Below are 18711 nucleotides of genomic sequence, written 5' to 3' on the forward strand. Positions count from 1 at the left end.
AGCTTAGGGATATAGTATAAAAGGGCTGGCCTGAAAAGGTCAGCCTTTTTTTGTCTCTTTTTTATATTTTGTGTTATGCAATTGACACTACACCCATTCGAATTAAAGTTCAGACATACATTTACCATCTCACGTAAATCCAAAGATGTTCAACCTCTGCTGGTGGTAGAGCTCAAACAGGATGGTATAAGCGGATTGGGGGAAACAGCAGACAACTCGTATTACAATATGACGGTGCCCCGCCTGATGGAAGCTATCAATGCGCATCGTGAGCTGATAGAAGGGCACACCTTAACAACTCCTGAAGCCTTCTGGGACTTGCTATATCCATTGTTCAAAGACAATCTCTTTGCACTCTGCGCCATCGATCTGGCAGCCCACGATCTCTACGCCAAAAAGCTGAATAAGAAATTATATGAGGTATGGGGACTCGACATCTCCCATAACCCCATGACCGATTATACCATCGGTATTGATACCGTAGAGAATATGGTCAGCAAACTGAAAGAATTTCCCTGGCCGATCTACAAGATCAAACTGGGCACCCAGCATGATATCGCTATCATAGAAGAGCTACGCAGGCATACTGATGCCATCTTCCGTGTAGACGCCAACTGTGCCTGGGGAGTGGAAGAAACCTTACGCAATGCGGCAGCATTTAAATCGCTGGGAGTGGAGTTCATCGAACAACCTATGCCTGCTGCTGATGTAGAAGGCATGAGGAAAGTATATGAGCAATCCGCCTTGCCAATTATTGCCGATGAAAGCTGTATCACCGAGGCAGACGTGGCAAACTGTAAAGGGCTTTTTCATGGCATCAATATCAAACTGACTAAATGCGGAGGTATTACACCCGCACGCAGAATGATCGATCATGCAAAACGCCTGGGCATGCAGGTTATGACCGGCAGCATGAACGAAAGTACAGTAGGCACTTCCGCAGTGGCCCATCTGTTGCCTTATCTGGATTATGTTGATATGGACGGCCCGTTGCTATTGGCTGAAGATACCTCCGACGGAGTGAAGATCGTGGACGGACGTATCATCTATGCCGACAGGCCTGGTACCGGGGCCTTATTAAGATAGTATCTATCACCCTCTAATGAATAACCCGTTATGAAAAACAACCTATTGCGGTATGCCATACTGTTCCTGCTGATAACAGTTGCCGGAGCGGCGCAAGCCCAGGTAATGGCCCGTTTTACCGTAAATTCCGGAAAATACAAACGGGTCAATACGCCCGTGCACACGCCCGTGTCTTATAACCTGATGGCCGGAGGAGATTCTCTCCAGTTGTTTGAAACAACAGGTAACCTGCGCAGACAGGTTCCCTTTCAGAACTATCAGAACAAATACCTCTACTGGATACTGGATGGCATAACAGCACCTGATACCACCCGTACATACGAGCTGGTAAAAGCTGCCCCTGTCCGTTCTATGGCCGGTATGCAGGTAAAGGACTCCGCCGGTACCCTGGTGCTTCGTGACGGTGCCCGCAAACTGTTACAATACAATTACAGCATCGTTGAACCACCGGCCGGTATTGACAAGGTTTACCGCCGCAGTGGTTTTATTCATCCCCTGTGGGCGCCCGATGGCCAGGTGATCACCAATATCCATCCGGAAGGGCACTGGCATCATGTAGGTATCTGGAACCCCTGGACGCACACTTCCTTCAAAGGAAAAGAAACTGATTTCTGGAACCTTCAGAAAAAGGAAGGCACCGTTCGTTTCAATGGTTTCATCAGCCATACAAACGGACCGGTACTATGCGGCTTTGAGGCATTACAAGATCATGTCGCATTCTCAGGCGATAAAGAAACTGTCGCTCTTAATGAAACCTGGGAAGTAAAGGCATTTAACAGCGGTACCGATAATACCCGCTCCGTATGGGACTTCTTTACATCCCAGAGTTGTGCAGATACTGCCGGCATCACATTATTGCAATACCGGTATGGCGGAGGATTCGGTCTGCGTACTAACGCAGAATGGACCACCACGACCAGCCAGGTACTGACCTCTGAAGGCAAGACCCGTAAAGACGCTGATAGTACACGCGCCCGTTGGATCAAGATCACCGGCCGTACGGCTAAAGGTCAGGCAGGTATCCTTATAATGAACCATCCGTACGACTTTGACTATCCGCAGCCGGTACGTGTATGGCCTGAAAATTCAGAAAGAGGAGAGATCATGATGAACTTCAGCCCGACCAAAATGAGGCCTATGGAAATGACCTATGGAAAGACTTACAGGATGTATTACAGGGTCATGGTATTTAACAACGACCTGACTGCACAGGAAGCAGAAGAGGCCTGGGGCGCTTTTGTATATCCTCCGATGGTCACCGTTTACCCGAACGTAGTTGCCGGACGTTAATAATGGCATTATAAAGCCCGAAAACGCCCATAATTATAAAAACGAATATTACTCCCCATTCACCGGTAGCGCGGTAAATATAGAGCTCTATACGCGTCAGGCGAACTGTATTTAACTGGCCAGCTGCCTGTGAGAATTGAAGGAAACGGTAAACAGCGAAACCAAAACCGGTCAGCGCAACAACTGACATCCAGATCACCGTTGTCCACGAGGCAGGTTCTTTTTCTTCGGGAGTGGGTCGTTCAGGGGTAGTTTGCATAAGAACAATATACAAATAAAACGACAAAGCCCTGTACACAGTAAGCGTACAGGGCTTCGCCGTTTTCTGATATGTAGTTCTATATAGCTATTCCATGTGATCCCTGGTGACTTGCCTGATATACTGCTGACAGCAGGTCCCTCTTCTCCAGTGATTTTTCAAGCCACAGGTCTACTGAGCTGTAAGCGATCTTCAGAGAAGGCGTCAGTACATAAATGGCAGGTACCGGTACATCTTCGTTCACACCTGATATCCTGTCCCAGATAGGATCAGTAGAGGAGTAAATACCAGCTTTCGTTGCGATCTGGTTCTGCTGGTCCCAGATGCTTGCAAATGGTAACTGCAGCCCGGATGTAGCGTGCTCGAAATGTTCTTTTTCGTCGGTGGTCACCAGCAGCAGCTGTCCGCCCATTACACGGATATCCGCGTAAATGTCATTTAGCTCTTCCAGCAGCCTGTTACCGTAACCATTCCAGTGAATGGAGTGGAAAGCCAGTACCAGTGGACGGTCTATCAGCTGTGTGATAGGCTGAGGCCCTTGTACAGATTTCAGGATATCTGAGGTGGAAATAATATTTTTCTTGTTTATATAGAAAGCAGGTAGTGTATCGCCTGCATGTAAAGGACTAATTGGTTTCCTGTCTTTGTTAGATCTTTTCACAAATTCAAGTTCGTATTCAGGAAGAAGATCGGCATATCTGTTGAAGTTGCTGGACATAAAATTAATTTAACGATGGTTGGTAAACAGTGATTAAAATGGTTGTAATGATTTTTATGAAACGGTTGCCGGTAAATGTTATCGGCAGTACGACATCAGCTACAACAACAGACTATCTTTCTATACTTAAATTGAGGCATGTGAACTTGTATTTTGTGTGATTGCCTTTATTAACGACACAAATATAGGGATAATTCCGTAATACCCTATAAGTTTTGTAGGGTATTTATTAAGTGATTGATAATCATATGTACTATTTGAAAGAATTTGAAAAGTTTTATATTTGACGCCTCTATATTCAACAAAATAATGCTACATGAAAGGAACTCAGTCAAATATCATCGCAGCCATCTGCCTGCTGGCGATCAGTATAGCAGGATGTAACAGTAATAACAATAAGCAGGATAAGCAGGTGCAGGTAGCTACAGCGCACGATGCACCAGTGATCAGGAATGATGAATTATATCCGTTCATGCTGGCAGGCGTGTATTTTGTACATGGTTACGGCGGCCCTGAACAGACCTTCAATACCCTGATTCAACCAGCAGTAAAAGGAGAACCTGGTTCTGACGATTTTTCTAAATCTATGCAGTCAGCATACAGCCGGTATTTCATCTTTCCTTTTAAACCGGAAGAAAAAGATGGTGAGAAGGAAGCAAAGGCAACCCTGGCCGAATACTGGGATATCCATAATGTTGCAGAACTGGAGAAATCATTGAATTGGTTGCTGGAAGAAGGACATCAGGCACAGTACACCAAATATCGTAAAGTGCTTGAGCAAACCGGTGGAGTGGAGGCAGTGCTCACATCCATTGATCCTAAAAAATATGATCTGCTTGACACCGATCTTCAGGGTATAAGGTTTATAAAGGACCATTACAACGAATTCAGTAAGGCAGGTATCAGGGCCTGGGATATCGCTCGTTACATCAATAACATCTGTATTGCGTACCAGGCAGGGTATTTTAATAGGGGACAAGCAAATTTCTGGTTGAAGAAAGCACCACAGGTGGTACAATCTGAATACAGCGACTGGCATGCTTACTTCAATGACTTTCTCTTAGGCCGTGAGTTCTGGGGTGGCGGCGTCACTGATATAGATCGTTTCAAAAAAGAAGTAGCGGGTATGCTGGAAGGGAAGTATAGTCTCTATACCTATATGCCGATAAAGTAATGATATTATGCTAAATGCAAGCGCCCGTCTCCATTCACTGAGACGGGCGCTTTTGTATATGTATCGCTTGCCATTTATTTTTCTTTCCGTAGATGCTATGCCGCGTAGTACCTCTCCCTCCCTGATCAGATAGAGTAATTATATATCGGCAGAAGGGTCGGTTGATTATCTGGTGTTATACCTTCCGGCAATATTCCTGCATGTAACATCGCATGTGTATGTATCTTCAGCGCACGTAATTTTTCCAGGCAATAACGCTGTATATCGCTCAGTTCTGATACTTCAAGTACTTTACCTCTGTTCAGGAAATTTCTGAACACGATACTTGTAAGATCTTCCGCCATGTAAGGATACAGCGGGAAATCCATTTCCTGATCTTCCTGGTCAAATATCGCTTTCTGTTCTTCCAGTAAGGGAAGTATACCATCCAGTACAGCCCTGAATCGTTTATCGTCCGAAAGACTGCCTATCACTAATGCATCTGTTGCTACTATTATAATAAACGCCTGTGCCCATTGTGCTTCCACATCTTCTTCCATATCCAGCAACTCCTGCAGCTGTTCCTGCTCCACAGGGAAGCCGCTGATACCGTTGAATAAGGCGATAAATGCCGTCAGTGTTTCATCGGCATTGAATAACTGTATTATTTCTTCCGGAAGCTGTTGCTTTTGTTCTGTCAGGTAATTGATCAGTGCTGCACTAATGATGGCAGTTTTGACTACAATCCTGTTATTGCTGTTGCTGATAATAATGTTGAAGGTCCTGCTGATCTCTTCCGCCGCCGGAAATAACACCGCTGTATAATATACATCACTCGTGATCAGCGTTTCGTCAGTAGTCTTATAAAAATGTTGTTTGAAGAAGGTCTTAAAGGAAGCAAATCCCGGATCGGGTTCTTCTTCTTTTCGTCCAAAGCTATAACGTACCGGCATCGTTAATAACGGTACTGCCGACCTGATATCAAGTGTGTACACGTAAGCCAGAAAATCCAGCAGAGCCGCAGGATGTGAAAAGCTCTCTTTGCATAAGCTGTCAAAGACCTGTATGACCGGATTTAAAATGTCAAAGACAATATAGCCCTGTCTCAGATTACTGAGCAACTCGCCATACAAGAGTGAAAGCACCTCGTCCTCTTCTTCCATATCACAAAGCGATTCCAGTATTGGTGGCACTTCTTCTGTTGAGCTGCCATATCCTCCGGGAAAATCATTCCATTGTATCTGTTGAATAAGTTGTTTTGTGTTTGGATGCATAATTGGTTTATTAAGGACAAGGAAAAGGCGACTTGATGTTTTGTTTTTCAAAACCGGCCAGCGGATACTTTACGGTAAATGTCTGCCCAGCCTTGTTAGTATGCGTGTAATTGATCGTCATTTTGTTATCTACTGCAAAGTTATGCATAGCAGGATTACAAAAATCACATGGCGCTATTCCCGGTACATAGATTGTTTTACCGTTCTTTGCTTTCATAAATATCGGTTTCGATTCAATATCCAGCGTAGCGCCATGCAGTTGGTCCATTTGTTTCTCAAACCGCTGTTCCAGTTTACGTAACAACTTTTGTTCCGCATCCTCCAAACGTCCCTCTACCTCTCTTGCACCAGTGCTCGCCCTTACATTCGGCAATTTTTCGGGCGCCTGACCTTTCAGCGTCAGCACAGACTCTATCAGGTTCAGGCCGAGGATATCTATCTGGCAGTTGGTGTCTTTTACATAACTGTAGAAAGTAGCATTTTTTCCGGCAAGCCGTATCGGGTCCTGGCTGATATAAATACCTTCATCAGGTAAATAATACCTGAACCGGTTATAATAGAGATCAGTTTCTATATCCTGATATTGCCCCTGATACCGGAAAGGTATGAAAGACAGATCGCCTTTCGTTTTACGGGGCTTACCATAGATGTCCAGTTCACAAGCCCATACCAGTGTTCCATCTGTATCGTATGCCTGACAAGGTGTACCCAGGTAATCGGTTATGATAGAATATGTTTTATCTCCGATGATCTTTGCAGACGGAACCGCTCCTTCAAATACCCAGGTGACCAGCGAAGTTGGAGGTATCGGTTCAGGTGGCTGTATTACATTGCCCATTTCATCTACTTCAGCTACCGGCCGTTGCCCGGCTTCATAAGTCCATTCATGTAAAGGTACATGTTCATGCCACACCCAACGGGTGATCTGTTGTTTAAATAGTTTGGCGGTCCTTCTGCCTAACGCATCATATTCAAAAGTGACAGTGCTATTATCAGGACGTATCACTTTTTTAAGCATGCCATTGCCATACCATTCATATTGCCATGTTTTCAGATCATTGGTTACTTTTCTGATAAGATTGCCTTCTTCATCATATTCAAACCTTGCCTGTGCGGAGGCTTTTAATTGTCCGCCGGCATTGTACTTACGGTCTTTCTGTTCTTCACTCCGGAACAGATTGCCTAGTTTATCCGGTAACCTGAGATCATATTGTCCATCCCCATACTGCGCCCGGGAAAGATTTCCAAATTCATCATGCCCGAATTTAGTGGCGCCTTTATCCAATGCGTTCACAATCTGGCGTAACCTGTTGTGCGGGTCCCAGCGGTAATATAAACTGCGGGTAACCTCATCACCATGGCGTACGGTGTGCGTTGAGGGCAACGCTGTATTGTCGTATGTCCAGCTGCTTGTAATACTTCCGGGAAGATGGCGTTCTACTTCCTGTCCCAGGTGATTGCACATGATCTGCGTCGTCCAGGCATTTTTTGTTCCTTCATGACTGGCGTTTATGCCGGTCAATACGCCCATTTTGTCATGCGTGAGGGCTATCAATGCTCCAAGTGAGCTTTTAATATTTTCCTTATGACCTTTCTTGTTATAGCTGACAGTTACCGTATGTCCGTTCTGCCGTTCTTCCACAACGCGGCCAAGATAGTCTCTTGTATAACTGATAGTGTTGAATTCATTTACTGCTTCTATCAGCAGGCCATTACGGTCATAACTGAAGGTTTCCCAACTACCGTCACTATATTCAGCCCGTGTGATCCTGTGATTACTATCATACTCTAACGTTGTTTGTCTGCCGCCGGGGCGGTTTACAGTTAATAGATTTCCTGTAGCGTCCAGCGTATAACGTCGTATAATTCCATCGAAGCTCTTATCTTCTATGATCTCTCCACGTGCATTACGGGTGAACTGGAAACTGCTGCCATGTTCATCAACAACGGTATTCAGCTGTTCCTCTGTATTGTATATAAAATGAATTTTTGCGCCGTTCTCCTCGCGCTGCTTTAGCTTGCCGAGTGGCGTATACTGGAATCTTACATCATTGTGTTTATCTTTTGCACGTATCACATCGAGATAGGCATTATACTGTAGTTGTACAATATTGCCATCCGGTACATGTACTTCTGTTACTCTTCCCAGTTTATCGTAACGGAAAAGTTGTTCCTGTTGCTGTGGGTTGGTTGCGCTCAGACATTGTCCCCAGTTATCATATTCCCAAGTGGCCTTTCCGCCATCGGGCAATGTAAGTGCTGACAGATTATAGTCTTCATCATAAGTGAAAGTAGTCGTTCCTGCCTGATGCTCTGCAATACTGCTCAACAGATGCTGTGCATTATAGGTGAATAGTTGCAGACTGCCATTTGCGTCACTGCGGCTATGTAATAATCCGTTGTCATAGTAAACATAAGAAGTACTGTTACCTTGTGCATCGGCAGCAACCAGCAACTTGCCTTCCTCATCGTAGCTGTAAGTCAGTTGACTGCCATCCGGATGAACAACTGCAGTACAATTGCCCATTTCATCATACACATAACCTGTCATGTTCCCTTCCTCATCGATGCTTCTGTATATTTCAAATTCAGGAGTGTACTCTGTGAATGTAGAATATCCCAATGCATCTTTGATCTGGTATACTGCAAAATCGGGTGTATAATAGTAAGTAGTAGTTTGTCCTAATGAATTGATGACAAGATTGTATCCTTCTTTCGGATAATAAGCAATATGCCCTTCCAGTAGTCCGCCATCTCCCCAGGTATGTATACAACGACGTTGTTTGTCATACTCCCAGTAGAAGGACTGTCCATTACGATCTGTCTTTTTTATCATCAGATGATCGCGGTAGGTCATTTCAGTGGTCTGTTCTAAAGCATCAGTGATGCCGGTAAGATCGCCGGCTTCATTATAAGCATAGCTGATCAGCAGGCGTTCTTGTCCGCGATGACGTGCAGTTACGCCGGTAATTCTTCCGGCAGTGTCACTGCTTATATGCAGGTGCCTTCCCACACTGTCAATAATACGGACGATCGCTCCGCGATTATTATAATGGAAGCTGATCATGAACTGCGCTTTGTCATGAATGGTGGAAAGCTGATACTGCTTTGCTGCGGTATATGTTTTACGGAAGGTGTAATACAGTCCGTCGTCCTGGTTATATAAACGGTATTCATCAATATCGGTACGTGTCAGCGTCATCTTTTCATGCCGGTTGTAATCACTATCGCCGGTGGCAGGCAATGCGTCAAACACGGCACTGCGGCCATCTCCAAGTAATACTACAACAGCGCCGTCGTTGATGAATTCTTCAATGCGCATGTCATAGCAAAGATGCGTACCATGTCCCAGTACACCGGTGAAAGGACTGTCACTGTTCCATGACCTTATCCATTTAACCGGGATGGGACCTGGCAATTCGAAATCCATCCCATCATATATCACAATGCCCTGCACAAGGTCTACAGGTTCAAATCCTCTTTTACACAATGCTTTACTCAGTTTGTTACTGCCTAATTTCCCTTTCAGTGCGTGGTTGAATTTGGTCAGTCCTTTTCTGCCAAGTTTACCAAGTCCTTTCATCAAGGCGCCAAATCCGAAAGACATCACAAGGTTTAACAGCACGCCTGCCCAGTCAGGAACATAAGGGCCGCCTACCATTACTGGTTTTCCAAATGAAAGCGGAATGGAGAATGAAGTGGGCAGATACATGCTGGGAATAGGCTTCAGTTTCTTACCGGGTTGAAGGGAGAGCGGAATGCCAATATCGTTACAGGTCATCAGCATATGGCCTGTAGGACTTAACAATCTGCCTTCCGCTTTCACTGTCTTACTACCAAAGAAGTTAACCGAATCATGGCCTATCATAGGTGCCAGTAGCCAGGGTCCGCCCATAGGAAAGTGAAACAGTATGATGATGATACCACTTGTATCACTTACTCCTCTTGGTACGTGATTGACCTTTGTGCTTGCGCCCATGAATGGAATATAGTCCATAGGGTCCAGTACAAAGCCGATATAAGGGTGGGGCAGGGGAATAGGAAAGCCCAGCAGGATAACAATGTGTATGTCAAGCCCTATAACAGGAATAAAATGTTTATTGCTGACAAGCATAAGCAATTATTTTAAAGGCTGAAGCGCCTCATTTTGTTCTATTTCGAGCGGAAGGATCATGGGTTCGCGGTTCTTCCGGATATTGTCTACATCCGACTTCCAGTCGTTACCGAATACTCTGCCCATCTTTTCATCTATGGCTTGTACAATATCATGTTTGCGATTGGCATGCGCGTAAGTGTAATAATCGCGTAGAAGGTAAATATAGATAGAGGCGCTGATCTCTTCATCAGATAAATGCAGGCCCGATTTATAGCCTTTTTCGAGTACTTCATAGTACCGGCCACTGTCTTTTCTTCTGCACAGCTCTGCTGCCTGGTACCAGGCATTCAATGCCTGTTGAGAGAATTTATGTTGTTCTGCAAGTTCTGCCTGTTGGATGAACCAGTTGATGGCTTCTGTAAAACGGCGGCGTATCTGTGCGTAGGCGCCATGATAGCCATAGAATTGTACCAGTAGTGGTAAACATGCACCATCGTTCAGCTGCATACCCTGTTTTGCAATACGTAGCCCGCGTTCCAGCAGCTCGGGTATTTTCGGGTCTTTTTTGAAATGAAATAAGACGCCTGCATACATGATATGGGCAGTAGCAAACAGTCCTTTATTGCCACTCCTCTGAGTCGCGTCCAGTGCTTGTTGCCCCCAGCGATGAAGCCGTTTCAGGTCTTTATCTTTCATAGCAGTGCCCATTTCAAATACACATTTGCGTAACATAATCTCCGGGTCATTGGGATTGCCGCTGGTAGCCAGCTTCTGTATAGCAGCCTGAAGGTCCATGGGAATATGGATATTGCAAACCATATCAGGAAACTGGCGGTCATGAAAGGCAAAATGATCTGCATTTATATGATCGATCACCAGGAGTTTTACGCCAGCAGGAATACCTTTCTTCAAAAGGTTAGCGATCCAGTTCTTCATATCTTTTGTACTGCTCACCTGACGGGGTATTAAAGCCAGTACAAGTTGCTTATGCTGTTGAGGCAGTGATTGCCGGAAGCTGCCAAGTAGTGACACCAATACATCGTCCATTGGAGTTCCGCTGTTACGTTCCAATAGCTGCTGAAACGGGCGCGGGTCCCAGGTAAAGAGTGTCCGCTCCTGCACCTGCTGTACTAAGGCCATACTCTTTTCGTATGTATGCAGCCAGTCTTTGATCAGGGCTGCACTGAAAGTATCTTCATTTTCAAAAGACGTTAGCTGGGTTACAAATACTTCCGGTAAGCTGCCATGTTCTGAAGATTCCAGTTTGCAGAAGCCTTCATAAACCCTTGCCTCTTCCGGTTTAATGATGAACCTTACGAATCTGAGAGATGGCTTATTGGCGGTTTTCTCCAGCCACTGTTTCTGGATAAGATTCACTAATTGCGCTATGGGATTATGCTCGTTCATAAGATGTGTTTAACAATTAAGATTGAGCATACCACCTACAATATCAGTGGTTATTTTCCCATTTACTTTTACATTTCCTTTTTCACTGCCGATATTCACTACCTGTTCTCCTGCTGCAAAAAGGTTCTTTGAATCAATATACAGGTTGGACTTGCTGGTGACGAAATTAGCATCATCTGCAGCTGAGATGATAGTCTTGGCCCCACTGGCAATGTTGTTGGCCGCGTTGTCAATCAGCATGCTGGCATTCTGTTCACCAATGAATACTTTCTCTGATCCTATAAGATGTATTTCTTTAGATTTCAGTTCTATCTTATTGGGCGCTTCCACCACTATATGATCTTCTGTTTTCACTGTGATCAATGTCTGGGAGCTCACGGTGATATTTCCTGCACCATCCATGGCCATACTGCTGCCATTCTTATCTGTTACAGTAATACTGCCTGTTGCATCATTGAGCAGGATGGTATTGCCGCTTCTTGTCTTCAGTGCTTTCATATCGTTGCCAGCATTGCCATAACTGCTTTTGGCACCGCCATTATAGGTAGCGCCCATCACGAAAGGTTGTTCGGGATTGCCGCCTTCAAATTCTGTAATAACTTCTTCTCCTACTTCCGGCATGATGAACATCCCTTTATCACCACCGCCTGATGCCGATACTACACGTATCCATGGGGTCTGTCCCTGTTGCATCCAACGGAAGCGTACCCTGATCCGGCCCAGTCCTTTAGGGTCATTGTTGTCGGTCACAACGGCCGATTGTGGTTCTGTATATGGAATGTTAGCGAGGTTAATGTGAGGTGCTGCTGCATCTGCCGGGATGCCTTCGAACATATTATGATAGCTTCCGTTGGCGCCGCAATAGTGACGTACACCAGTGATCATGAATTCGCCATGATGTTGTTCCTGACCTGAGAAAGATTCTTTTATACTAACAGTATCTCCTATACGCACAGCGGGATTCGTGCTGCTGCCTTTAAGGGTCACCATCTTTGCCAGCCTGCCTTTCTTCTGCAATGTAGCCAGTTTGTCCATCTGCGACTTGGCACTGCTGTTGAAAGCGTAGTTCATTTTGTATAATCCCTCGCGATTATACAGCTTACTGCTAATGTCACTGGCATGCTGCGAATAGGTATTCAGTTTACCTGTTTCTTTGGATTGAGTGGTATCTTCCACTACCTTGTCCTGGCGGTAGTCATAACCATTTAACTTGGCGTTGTTCGGTAGTACCGATAATGCAATATTGAAGTCAAGGAGATCGATCTGGTGTGTCAGCGTAATTTTCTGTGGAGAATATTTTCCAAAGATCTGTTGCTGGCCATCATAGAAGAACCATTCCCCATAACGTTCAGACAGGCGTGTAATAAAAGCGTAAGAGCTTTCATTGTACTGGACCACATATTTCTGTGTCTCTTTGTTCTCCGGATTGATAGCTGTCTTCAGTACATTGGGAGGATAGCTTTTCACTGTGGCGGAAACAATATCTGAAAGGGATTTGCTTTCATAAGCGGCAATGTGAGGGTCATCGTTAAGCAGTATACTGGGGCTATGGCCGCGAATGATGCAATGGCCATGTGTGCCGTCGCCCGCTTTACCGGTCGTAATATTGGTCACAATGCCTTTGAAGATGAGGTCTTTCATACCAGGCAATTGCTCTGCCGGTGCTATTATGATCTCTGCTTCTTCCCCCAGGAATTTATTGGCAGCGCCGGACATGCCGCCTCCCAGTTTTTCAAACCAGTCATAACTGACATATATCTCAAATTCGTGATGGTCATTAATGTATTGTCGCAATTCGATCGTGTTAAACGTTTCGAATTGTTGTCCGGCTATGGAGAATGAGGTTTTTGTATTAAGTGCCATGGGAAAAGAGTTAATTTTTATTTGTCTTTTCTTTCAAAACAAGTGTTTTGTTCAAGGGGCCTGCGGCCTGTTCTGGTTGGAGGGAGATGTTCTCTCCTTTGAAAGCAACATTGAAGCTGGAAATACCGGCATCTCCCTGGTTATCGGCTATTACCTGGAAGATGTTATTTGAAGTGATGCTCCAGGATCTATATCCTGGCAATCCATTAATGGCGCCACTGGAATCTGTATTTACATCATTGTACAACAGTGCGCCTTTATCATCGTAAATATCAAAATGCTTTCCTTTGAAATAGTAGGCCAGGTAGTTATTGGCATGCATCCATAATGGTGCACCGGCAGATTCTTTAGGTACAGGCGCAAGCTGGATGGAATCCATCTTACCATCGCCGTATGCTAATCCGACCCAGAGGTCTGTACGGTCATTGTCGTGGCTGATCAGACTAAAGTGTACACTGTCATAGACTGCGGACTGCCCACCGGTAAAAATAGGTTTGTCCAGCAGCCATTCTTTACGAGTGCCTATATGTTTATTGCCTGTTACTGCAATTGGGAAATTCTCTGCGCCATAAGTATAAACACTGACCTGTTGTTGCCGGTTAGAATTAGAGATACGTAAAGCGCTCACCGGGCTGAGATATTTTGCGAAGTCGACGGTCTTCCAGAAAGTGTCCTGCGGAGGATGTACCTTTCTTGCATCCAGATAAACTTTGGGCATCCACACGGCATCCAGTACCGTTACTTTATTAGTGGGCGTCTGCGCACAGGCTGTAACAGCGGCGCATAACAGTAAGGCACAAATGATGTGTAATGTCTTCATACAATTTCAGTTTACTTCCCAGAACCAGATCTGTTTCACCCGGCTATCGCTGGTATAATCACCGGTAGCCGTTCTGATCTGCGTATTGACATGATACAGGAGGTCTATGTGATCTCCTGCATTATTATTTCCATAGAAGTCTTTAAAGAAAATGATGCCATTTTTTGACCAGTACTGGTTGGTAATAAAATCATTTTTTTTCGCAGCATTGGAACAATCTACCTGCAAGGGCACACCAAAGTTGCGCCAGATCCAGGTAGCCAGGCTTTCCGCTCCGCGTGCATAGCCGTGCTTACATTTAGGGTCAGTGTAATTTGCAAGTGAAATGCCAGCTTTGATGAGGCAGTAGGACATACGGATGGCGCATTGGTTCTCGTAATGATAGAAACCATTCTTATCCTTTTCGTCGCAGGGCATAGCATGAGCACTACCGGGAGGAGCGGCTGAATCGTGTGGATAACTTGCCCACAATGTACTGAAAGCAGGAAATTTCTTCAGGGCCATGGATACATGCTTTAAGTAAGAATTACACGTTTGCGGTAATATGTACACCGGCAATGGAACAATCCTGTAGCGCTTGATGAATTATATCACGACTGCGGCCATGGGTTCTGATAGGTAGAACTGCCCAGCTGTACCTCCCGGGCAGACAGTACTAGTTTTATCTGCATAGGTACATCTCCTGTAGCCTTGAAATGTTCAGCATACTCGACACAGTATGCATCTGTAAATTTCAACTCTTTCATTTTAGACATAGCGTCACGGCGATAGAAAACAATGCTACCGCTTTTCGTCTGTGTGTTGGAGATCATCCAGTCGAAGAGGTTCGTATTCCCGTCTGATTCGAGTAAAACTGTCAGCGCTCCTCCCGTAGGACGGGCAGCTGGTTTTCCATTGTGGTCCGTATGTTGAGCGAAGGAAAACTGGCAATCCAGTACGTTGATTTCTTCACCATCTAAACGCAATACTGCTTTGAATGACATATCCTTGAGGTTTAGCTTGATAAATATGGTATCGTTAACAAATTTATTTATGGCAGCAAATGAGAGATGTACATGGAAATTGGGGACAACGTGTATTCATTTTCAGTAGGTCCCGCTCGGATTAACTGCTTTGTTAGCGGCAGGTTTTTCCATAGTTACAATTCAGATGCCGGATTAACTAATATAAAGATACATGGTCAGCACGAAAATAATTATTCTGGGACATATTCGAAATTATTTTATCAAAAAGCGGTGTTAATGCCCTGGCTGCTGGTGTTACTTAATTATTGCATATGACTTACGATGATTCGCAGTTCGGAATGTGATGAGGCTTACAGTGATTCTGGCGTTGACCTTCCAGCTCGCAGCGGCCGGTCTCCCAAATTATGACAAGACCTGTACTGCTGCCGGTTTTCTCAATCTGGTTCTTTTTTATTGTCACAGCTGTATTGAGTCTTCGCAGTTTAATCTGCATTATATCCTTATTTCATCGGTCTTTCCTCTGTTCGTCCATATCGCTTCACCGTCACTTCCATATCATTTTACCGTCATCTCTATATCGAAGGGATATATAGATGACGGTAAAGTGACGGCCAGATGACGGTTTCGCGATATGGAGATATAGAGATCAAAGCCTACTCAGACCGGGTTTGCATCCCGGGAATACTGAAAATGCCAGTAAATACTGATAATGCTATTACCACATCTATGCTGTATATTCGGCCGCTGCGGACCGTTAGAAGTATAGAGTATACACTTTAAGGGTAATGGCAGAATTCGTTTATAATTAGCCATTTTTGGCGATTTAGTGTTTTTCCTGATCCATTATCAGTTTGGCCGTTTAAATGGCTAAAAAAGGCTTAAAATGCCTTTTATATGGATTTTAGAAGATGATGCCCATTGTTCAGAAGCATGTGCTTATAGGGGGTGCGATAAATGGAGGTAAGTGACAAGGAGAAAAAAGCTTGTATTGGAAAACTGATATGTGATGTGTTTTTATTATCTGTTCTTTATTCGGGGACCTTCAATTTTTATAATTATTCCCTGTTACAGCTGTATAAACTATGTATACACGATACTTACAAATGGCATAATATGTTAATCCCTCTTTCGTGTGCGTAATAAATATTTCATATACATTTTCGCAGTATCTTTACTTTGAAAGATTAAAACCCGATATTACATTTAAGGAACAGATCGATGTAATATTTAACCCTTAAACAGTTCACTGAAAAACCTTGAACTACCCAAATGACCCTGACTACGTATACCATATATGCTCCGGAAGTGCAGACTGCAATACGCATCGCACAGGCGCTGGCAAAGGAACACCACCATGTGAACTATACGCCCGCTCATTTACTACTCGCATGTCTGCATAAAGAGATAGGTCTTGTTTCACAGTTACAGGCAATGGATGTTGATACTTATTACCTGGAAGAATGGGCTGAAGTCAGGCTAGATAATATTGCTAAAGCCGGACGTTCACCAGAAGAGCCGGAGGCGGATGATTACGCTGCAAACGTGTTGCAGGAAGCGGACGCTGTAAGATTAGAATATGATCTTGATACTGCGGATGCCTGGTGCCTGTTAGTGGCGCTTAGTACACCCGGTGTAGGTTTTTCATTTGAACAGCTAAAGACATTTCCGCTGCAAAGAGCACAACTGCTGACTCATTTTAATAAAAAAGATAATAACACTAATAACGCGGCTCCTAAAACAACGGTTGTTTCAGGTAAAGCTACTGCTCAGAAATATATCTACAAGCTTACAGACGCTCAGCGGCTGCAGGCAAAACATGCACTTGCGGGACGGGATGCGGAAGTACGTTCCATGTTTGAGATACTGACACGGAAAGGACGGTCAAGCATTCTTGTTACAGGTGAAGGTGGCGTGGGGAAAACCGCTCTGGCTGATGCATTAGCCCGGGCTATTGTTAATAAACAGGCGCCGCAGCAATTACAACAGACCGACATCTATGCGTTGGATTACGGTGCATTCATCGCCGGGGCTGCTTATAAGAATGAGCTGGAAGATCGTCTGCAACAGATCATCACACAATTGCAGGGTGCCGGAAGGCATGTGTTATTCATAGATAATCTGCATACCTTACTGGACAAACAACCCGGTTCAGCCGGTGGCATTGGTAATGTACTGAAGGCCGCCATGAACAAAGGCGAGGTTATTCTTATCGCGACGAGTACATCGGAAGGCTATCGCAAATTGATAGAACCCGATGGTTTACTGCGACACTGTTTTGAGGTCATACAATTATCCGAGCCTGACGAGTCAACAGCTGGGCGTATGATACAGGCCGTGATGCCGGATTATGAAAGCTATTATAATCTGAAGGTAGCACCCGACGTTATTACCGAGGCGATCAAGCTGTCCCGTCGTTACCTGAAAGAACGTAGTTTGCCGGACAGTGCTGTTAATCTCCTGGACCGTACGCTGGCAGCTATACGTACTACAGAGGACACCGCTGCGCAGACACTTGAAGACCTGAAAATAAAATTGGAAGCTGCAGGCGATAGCAAAGAAGAACTGTTGTGGTGGTATCAGCAATGTATGCATCGTTTCAGCGCATTACTGACTACGCGTTTACAGATAGAAAATGACGTATATAAGATCGACGATGTGCCTGCATTAAAGGCCGCATTGAAAGATATTATATTACAATTGGAGCCATTAGTGCAAACACAGCATACAGCTGTGACAGCTACTGATCTGGCTACGATGATCGCAGAAAGTACGGGTATCCCTTTGGGTAAGATACAGTCGGGCGAACGTGAACGGCTGGTGAATATGGACCTCGAATTGCGGAAGCGGGTAGTAGGGCAGGACCATGCACTGAAGACTGTTGCGGAAGCGATCTTAGAATCACGCTCCGGTCTCAGCAGACCGGGCCAGCCGATAGGATCGTTCTTTTTTCTCGGGCCGACAGGTACCGGTAAAACGGAGCTGGCGAAATCTTTGGCAGACTTCTTGTTCCAGGATGAGCGGTGCATGATCAGGTTTGACATGTCCGAATTTAAAGAAGAACATTCGGCGGCATTACTATATGGCGCTCCGCCGGGATATGTTGGATATGAAGAAGGGGGATTGCTGGTAAACAAGATCCGTCAGCAACCCTATGCCGTTGTTTTATTTGATGAAATAGAGAAAGCGCATCCATCAGTATTTGATATTTTCCTGCAGATAATGGACGAAGGTAAATTGCACGACCGCCTGGGTAAGACCGGCGATTTTTCAAATGCCCTGGTCCTGTTCACTTCAAACATCGGAAGCGATGTCATTGCCCAGTCTTTCAGACAGGGTGTGATACCCGCCTCCCAACAGTTGATGGAGATCATGTCAAGAAGTTTCAGACCCGAATTTCTTGGCAGGCTCACAGAGATCGTACCATTCGGCCCTATTCAGCAGGAAAACGTAGTGAAGATATTTGATATTCACCTTAAACATTTGCTGCAGTTACTAACGCAGCAACAGATCACGCTGGAAGTATCTGTTGCGGCAAGAGAACAACTGGCGGCAGAAGGATATTCGCCGCAGTATGGCGCCCGTCCATTGAAAGAAGTGATCCGAAGCAGGTTACGGAAGCCCTTGTCACGTATGATCATAGAAGGTAGCCTGCAACCCCACATGACCGTTAAACTGGATGTAGACGCTCAAGGTACGCTGCAATGGCATACGGGCGTTCAGGAAGTTTAGGGAAGATCAGAAGAACGACCATAGAACATTTATTGTTGTAAAAACCAAATG

General features: G+C 44.9%; 13 protein-coding genes. 4 read left to right on the top strand and 9 right to left on the bottom strand.

The window, feature by feature from the left end:
• The first annotated feature begins 75 nt into the window (after positions 1-75).
• Entirely contained in the window at positions 76-1086 is a 1011-nt protein-coding gene (locus C7475_RS20720) for a dipeptide epimerase (protein WP_110055296.1), read from the top strand.
• Positions 1087-1116: 30 nt separating this feature from the next.
• Positions 1117-2376, top strand: a complete 1260-nt coding sequence (locus C7475_RS20725; RefSeq protein ID WP_110055297.1) for a PmoA family protein — start codon at positions 1117-1119, stop codon at positions 2374-2376.
• Here the strand turns inward: C7475_RS20725 and C7475_RS20730 are convergent.
• Positions 2342-2635, bottom strand: a complete 294-nt coding sequence (locus tag C7475_RS20730) for a hypothetical protein (RefSeq protein WP_110055298.1) — start codon at positions 2633-2635, stop codon at positions 2342-2344. The two genes, C7475_RS20725 and C7475_RS20730, sit on opposite strands and share 35 nt — an antisense overlap.
• A 79-nt stretch (positions 2636-2714) precedes the next feature.
• Positions 2715-3353: a redoxin domain-containing protein gene (locus C7475_RS20735; RefSeq protein ID WP_110055299.1), complete on the bottom strand. Its 639-nt coding sequence runs from the start codon at positions 3351-3353 to the stop codon at positions 2715-2717.
• Between the two features lie 316 nt (positions 3354-3669).
• Here C7475_RS20735 and C7475_RS20740 point away from each other — a divergent pair, with 316 nt between their 5' ends.
• Entirely contained in the window at positions 3670-4527 is an 858-nt protein-coding gene (locus tag C7475_RS20740; protein WP_110055300.1) for a DUF1266 domain-containing protein, read from the top strand.
• 125 nt (positions 4528-4652) lie between these two features.
• On the opposite strand, the gene C7475_RS20745 is transcribed toward C7475_RS20740, so the two are convergent.
• From C7475_RS20745 to tssD, 7 genes are all read right to left on the bottom strand, one after another.
• The gene (locus C7475_RS20745; RefSeq protein ID WP_110055301.1) at positions 4653-5780 is read right to left on the bottom strand and encodes a hypothetical protein; all 1128 of its coding nucleotides are present in this window, start codon (positions 5778-5780) and stop codon (positions 4653-4655) included.
• A gap of 10 nt (positions 5781-5790) precedes the next feature.
• Entirely contained in the window at positions 5791-9894 is a 4104-nt protein-coding gene (locus C7475_RS20750) for a DUF6531 domain-containing protein (RefSeq protein WP_110055302.1), read from the bottom strand.
• A 6-nt stretch (positions 9895-9900) separates the two neighbouring features.
• Positions 9901-11283: a hypothetical protein gene (locus C7475_RS20755; protein ID WP_110055303.1), complete on the bottom strand. Its 1383-nt coding sequence runs from the start codon at positions 11281-11283 to the stop codon at positions 9901-9903.
• 9 nt (positions 11284-11292) lie between these two features.
• Positions 11293-13146, bottom strand: a complete 1854-nt coding sequence (locus C7475_RS20760) for a type VI secretion system Vgr family protein (RefSeq protein WP_110055304.1) — start codon at positions 13144-13146, stop codon at positions 11293-11295.
• A 10-nt stretch (positions 13147-13156) separates the two neighbouring features.
• On the bottom strand, positions 13157-13966 hold the full coding sequence (locus tag C7475_RS20765) for a hypothetical protein (protein WP_110055305.1): 810 nt from the start codon (positions 13964-13966) through the stop codon (positions 13157-13159).
• A 6-nt stretch (positions 13967-13972) separates the two neighbouring features.
• Complete coding sequence (locus C7475_RS20770) at positions 13973-14470, bottom strand: type VI secretion system amidase effector protein Tae4 (protein ID WP_158286564.1); 498 nt, start codon at positions 14468-14470, stop codon at positions 13973-13975.
• Positions 14471-14556: 86 nt separating this feature from the next.
• Positions 14557-14949, bottom strand: a complete 393-nt coding sequence (gene tssD / locus C7475_RS20775; RefSeq protein WP_110055306.1) for a type VI secretion system tube protein TssD — start codon at positions 14947-14949, stop codon at positions 14557-14559.
• A 1251-nt stretch (positions 14950-16200) separates the two neighbouring features.
• Here tssD and C7475_RS20780 point away from each other — a divergent pair.
• Positions 16201-18660 carry an AAA family ATPase gene (locus C7475_RS20780; protein ID WP_110055307.1) on the top strand — a complete coding sequence of 820 codons (2460 nt, stop codon included), beginning with the start codon at positions 16201-16203 and terminating at the stop codon, positions 18658-18660.
• Positions 18661-18711 lie beyond the last annotated feature (51 nt).

This window comes from Chitinophaga sp. S165 (assembly GCF_003182155.1).
Taxonomy (GTDB): Bacteria; Bacteroidota; Bacteroidia; order Chitinophagales; family Chitinophagaceae; genus Chitinophaga.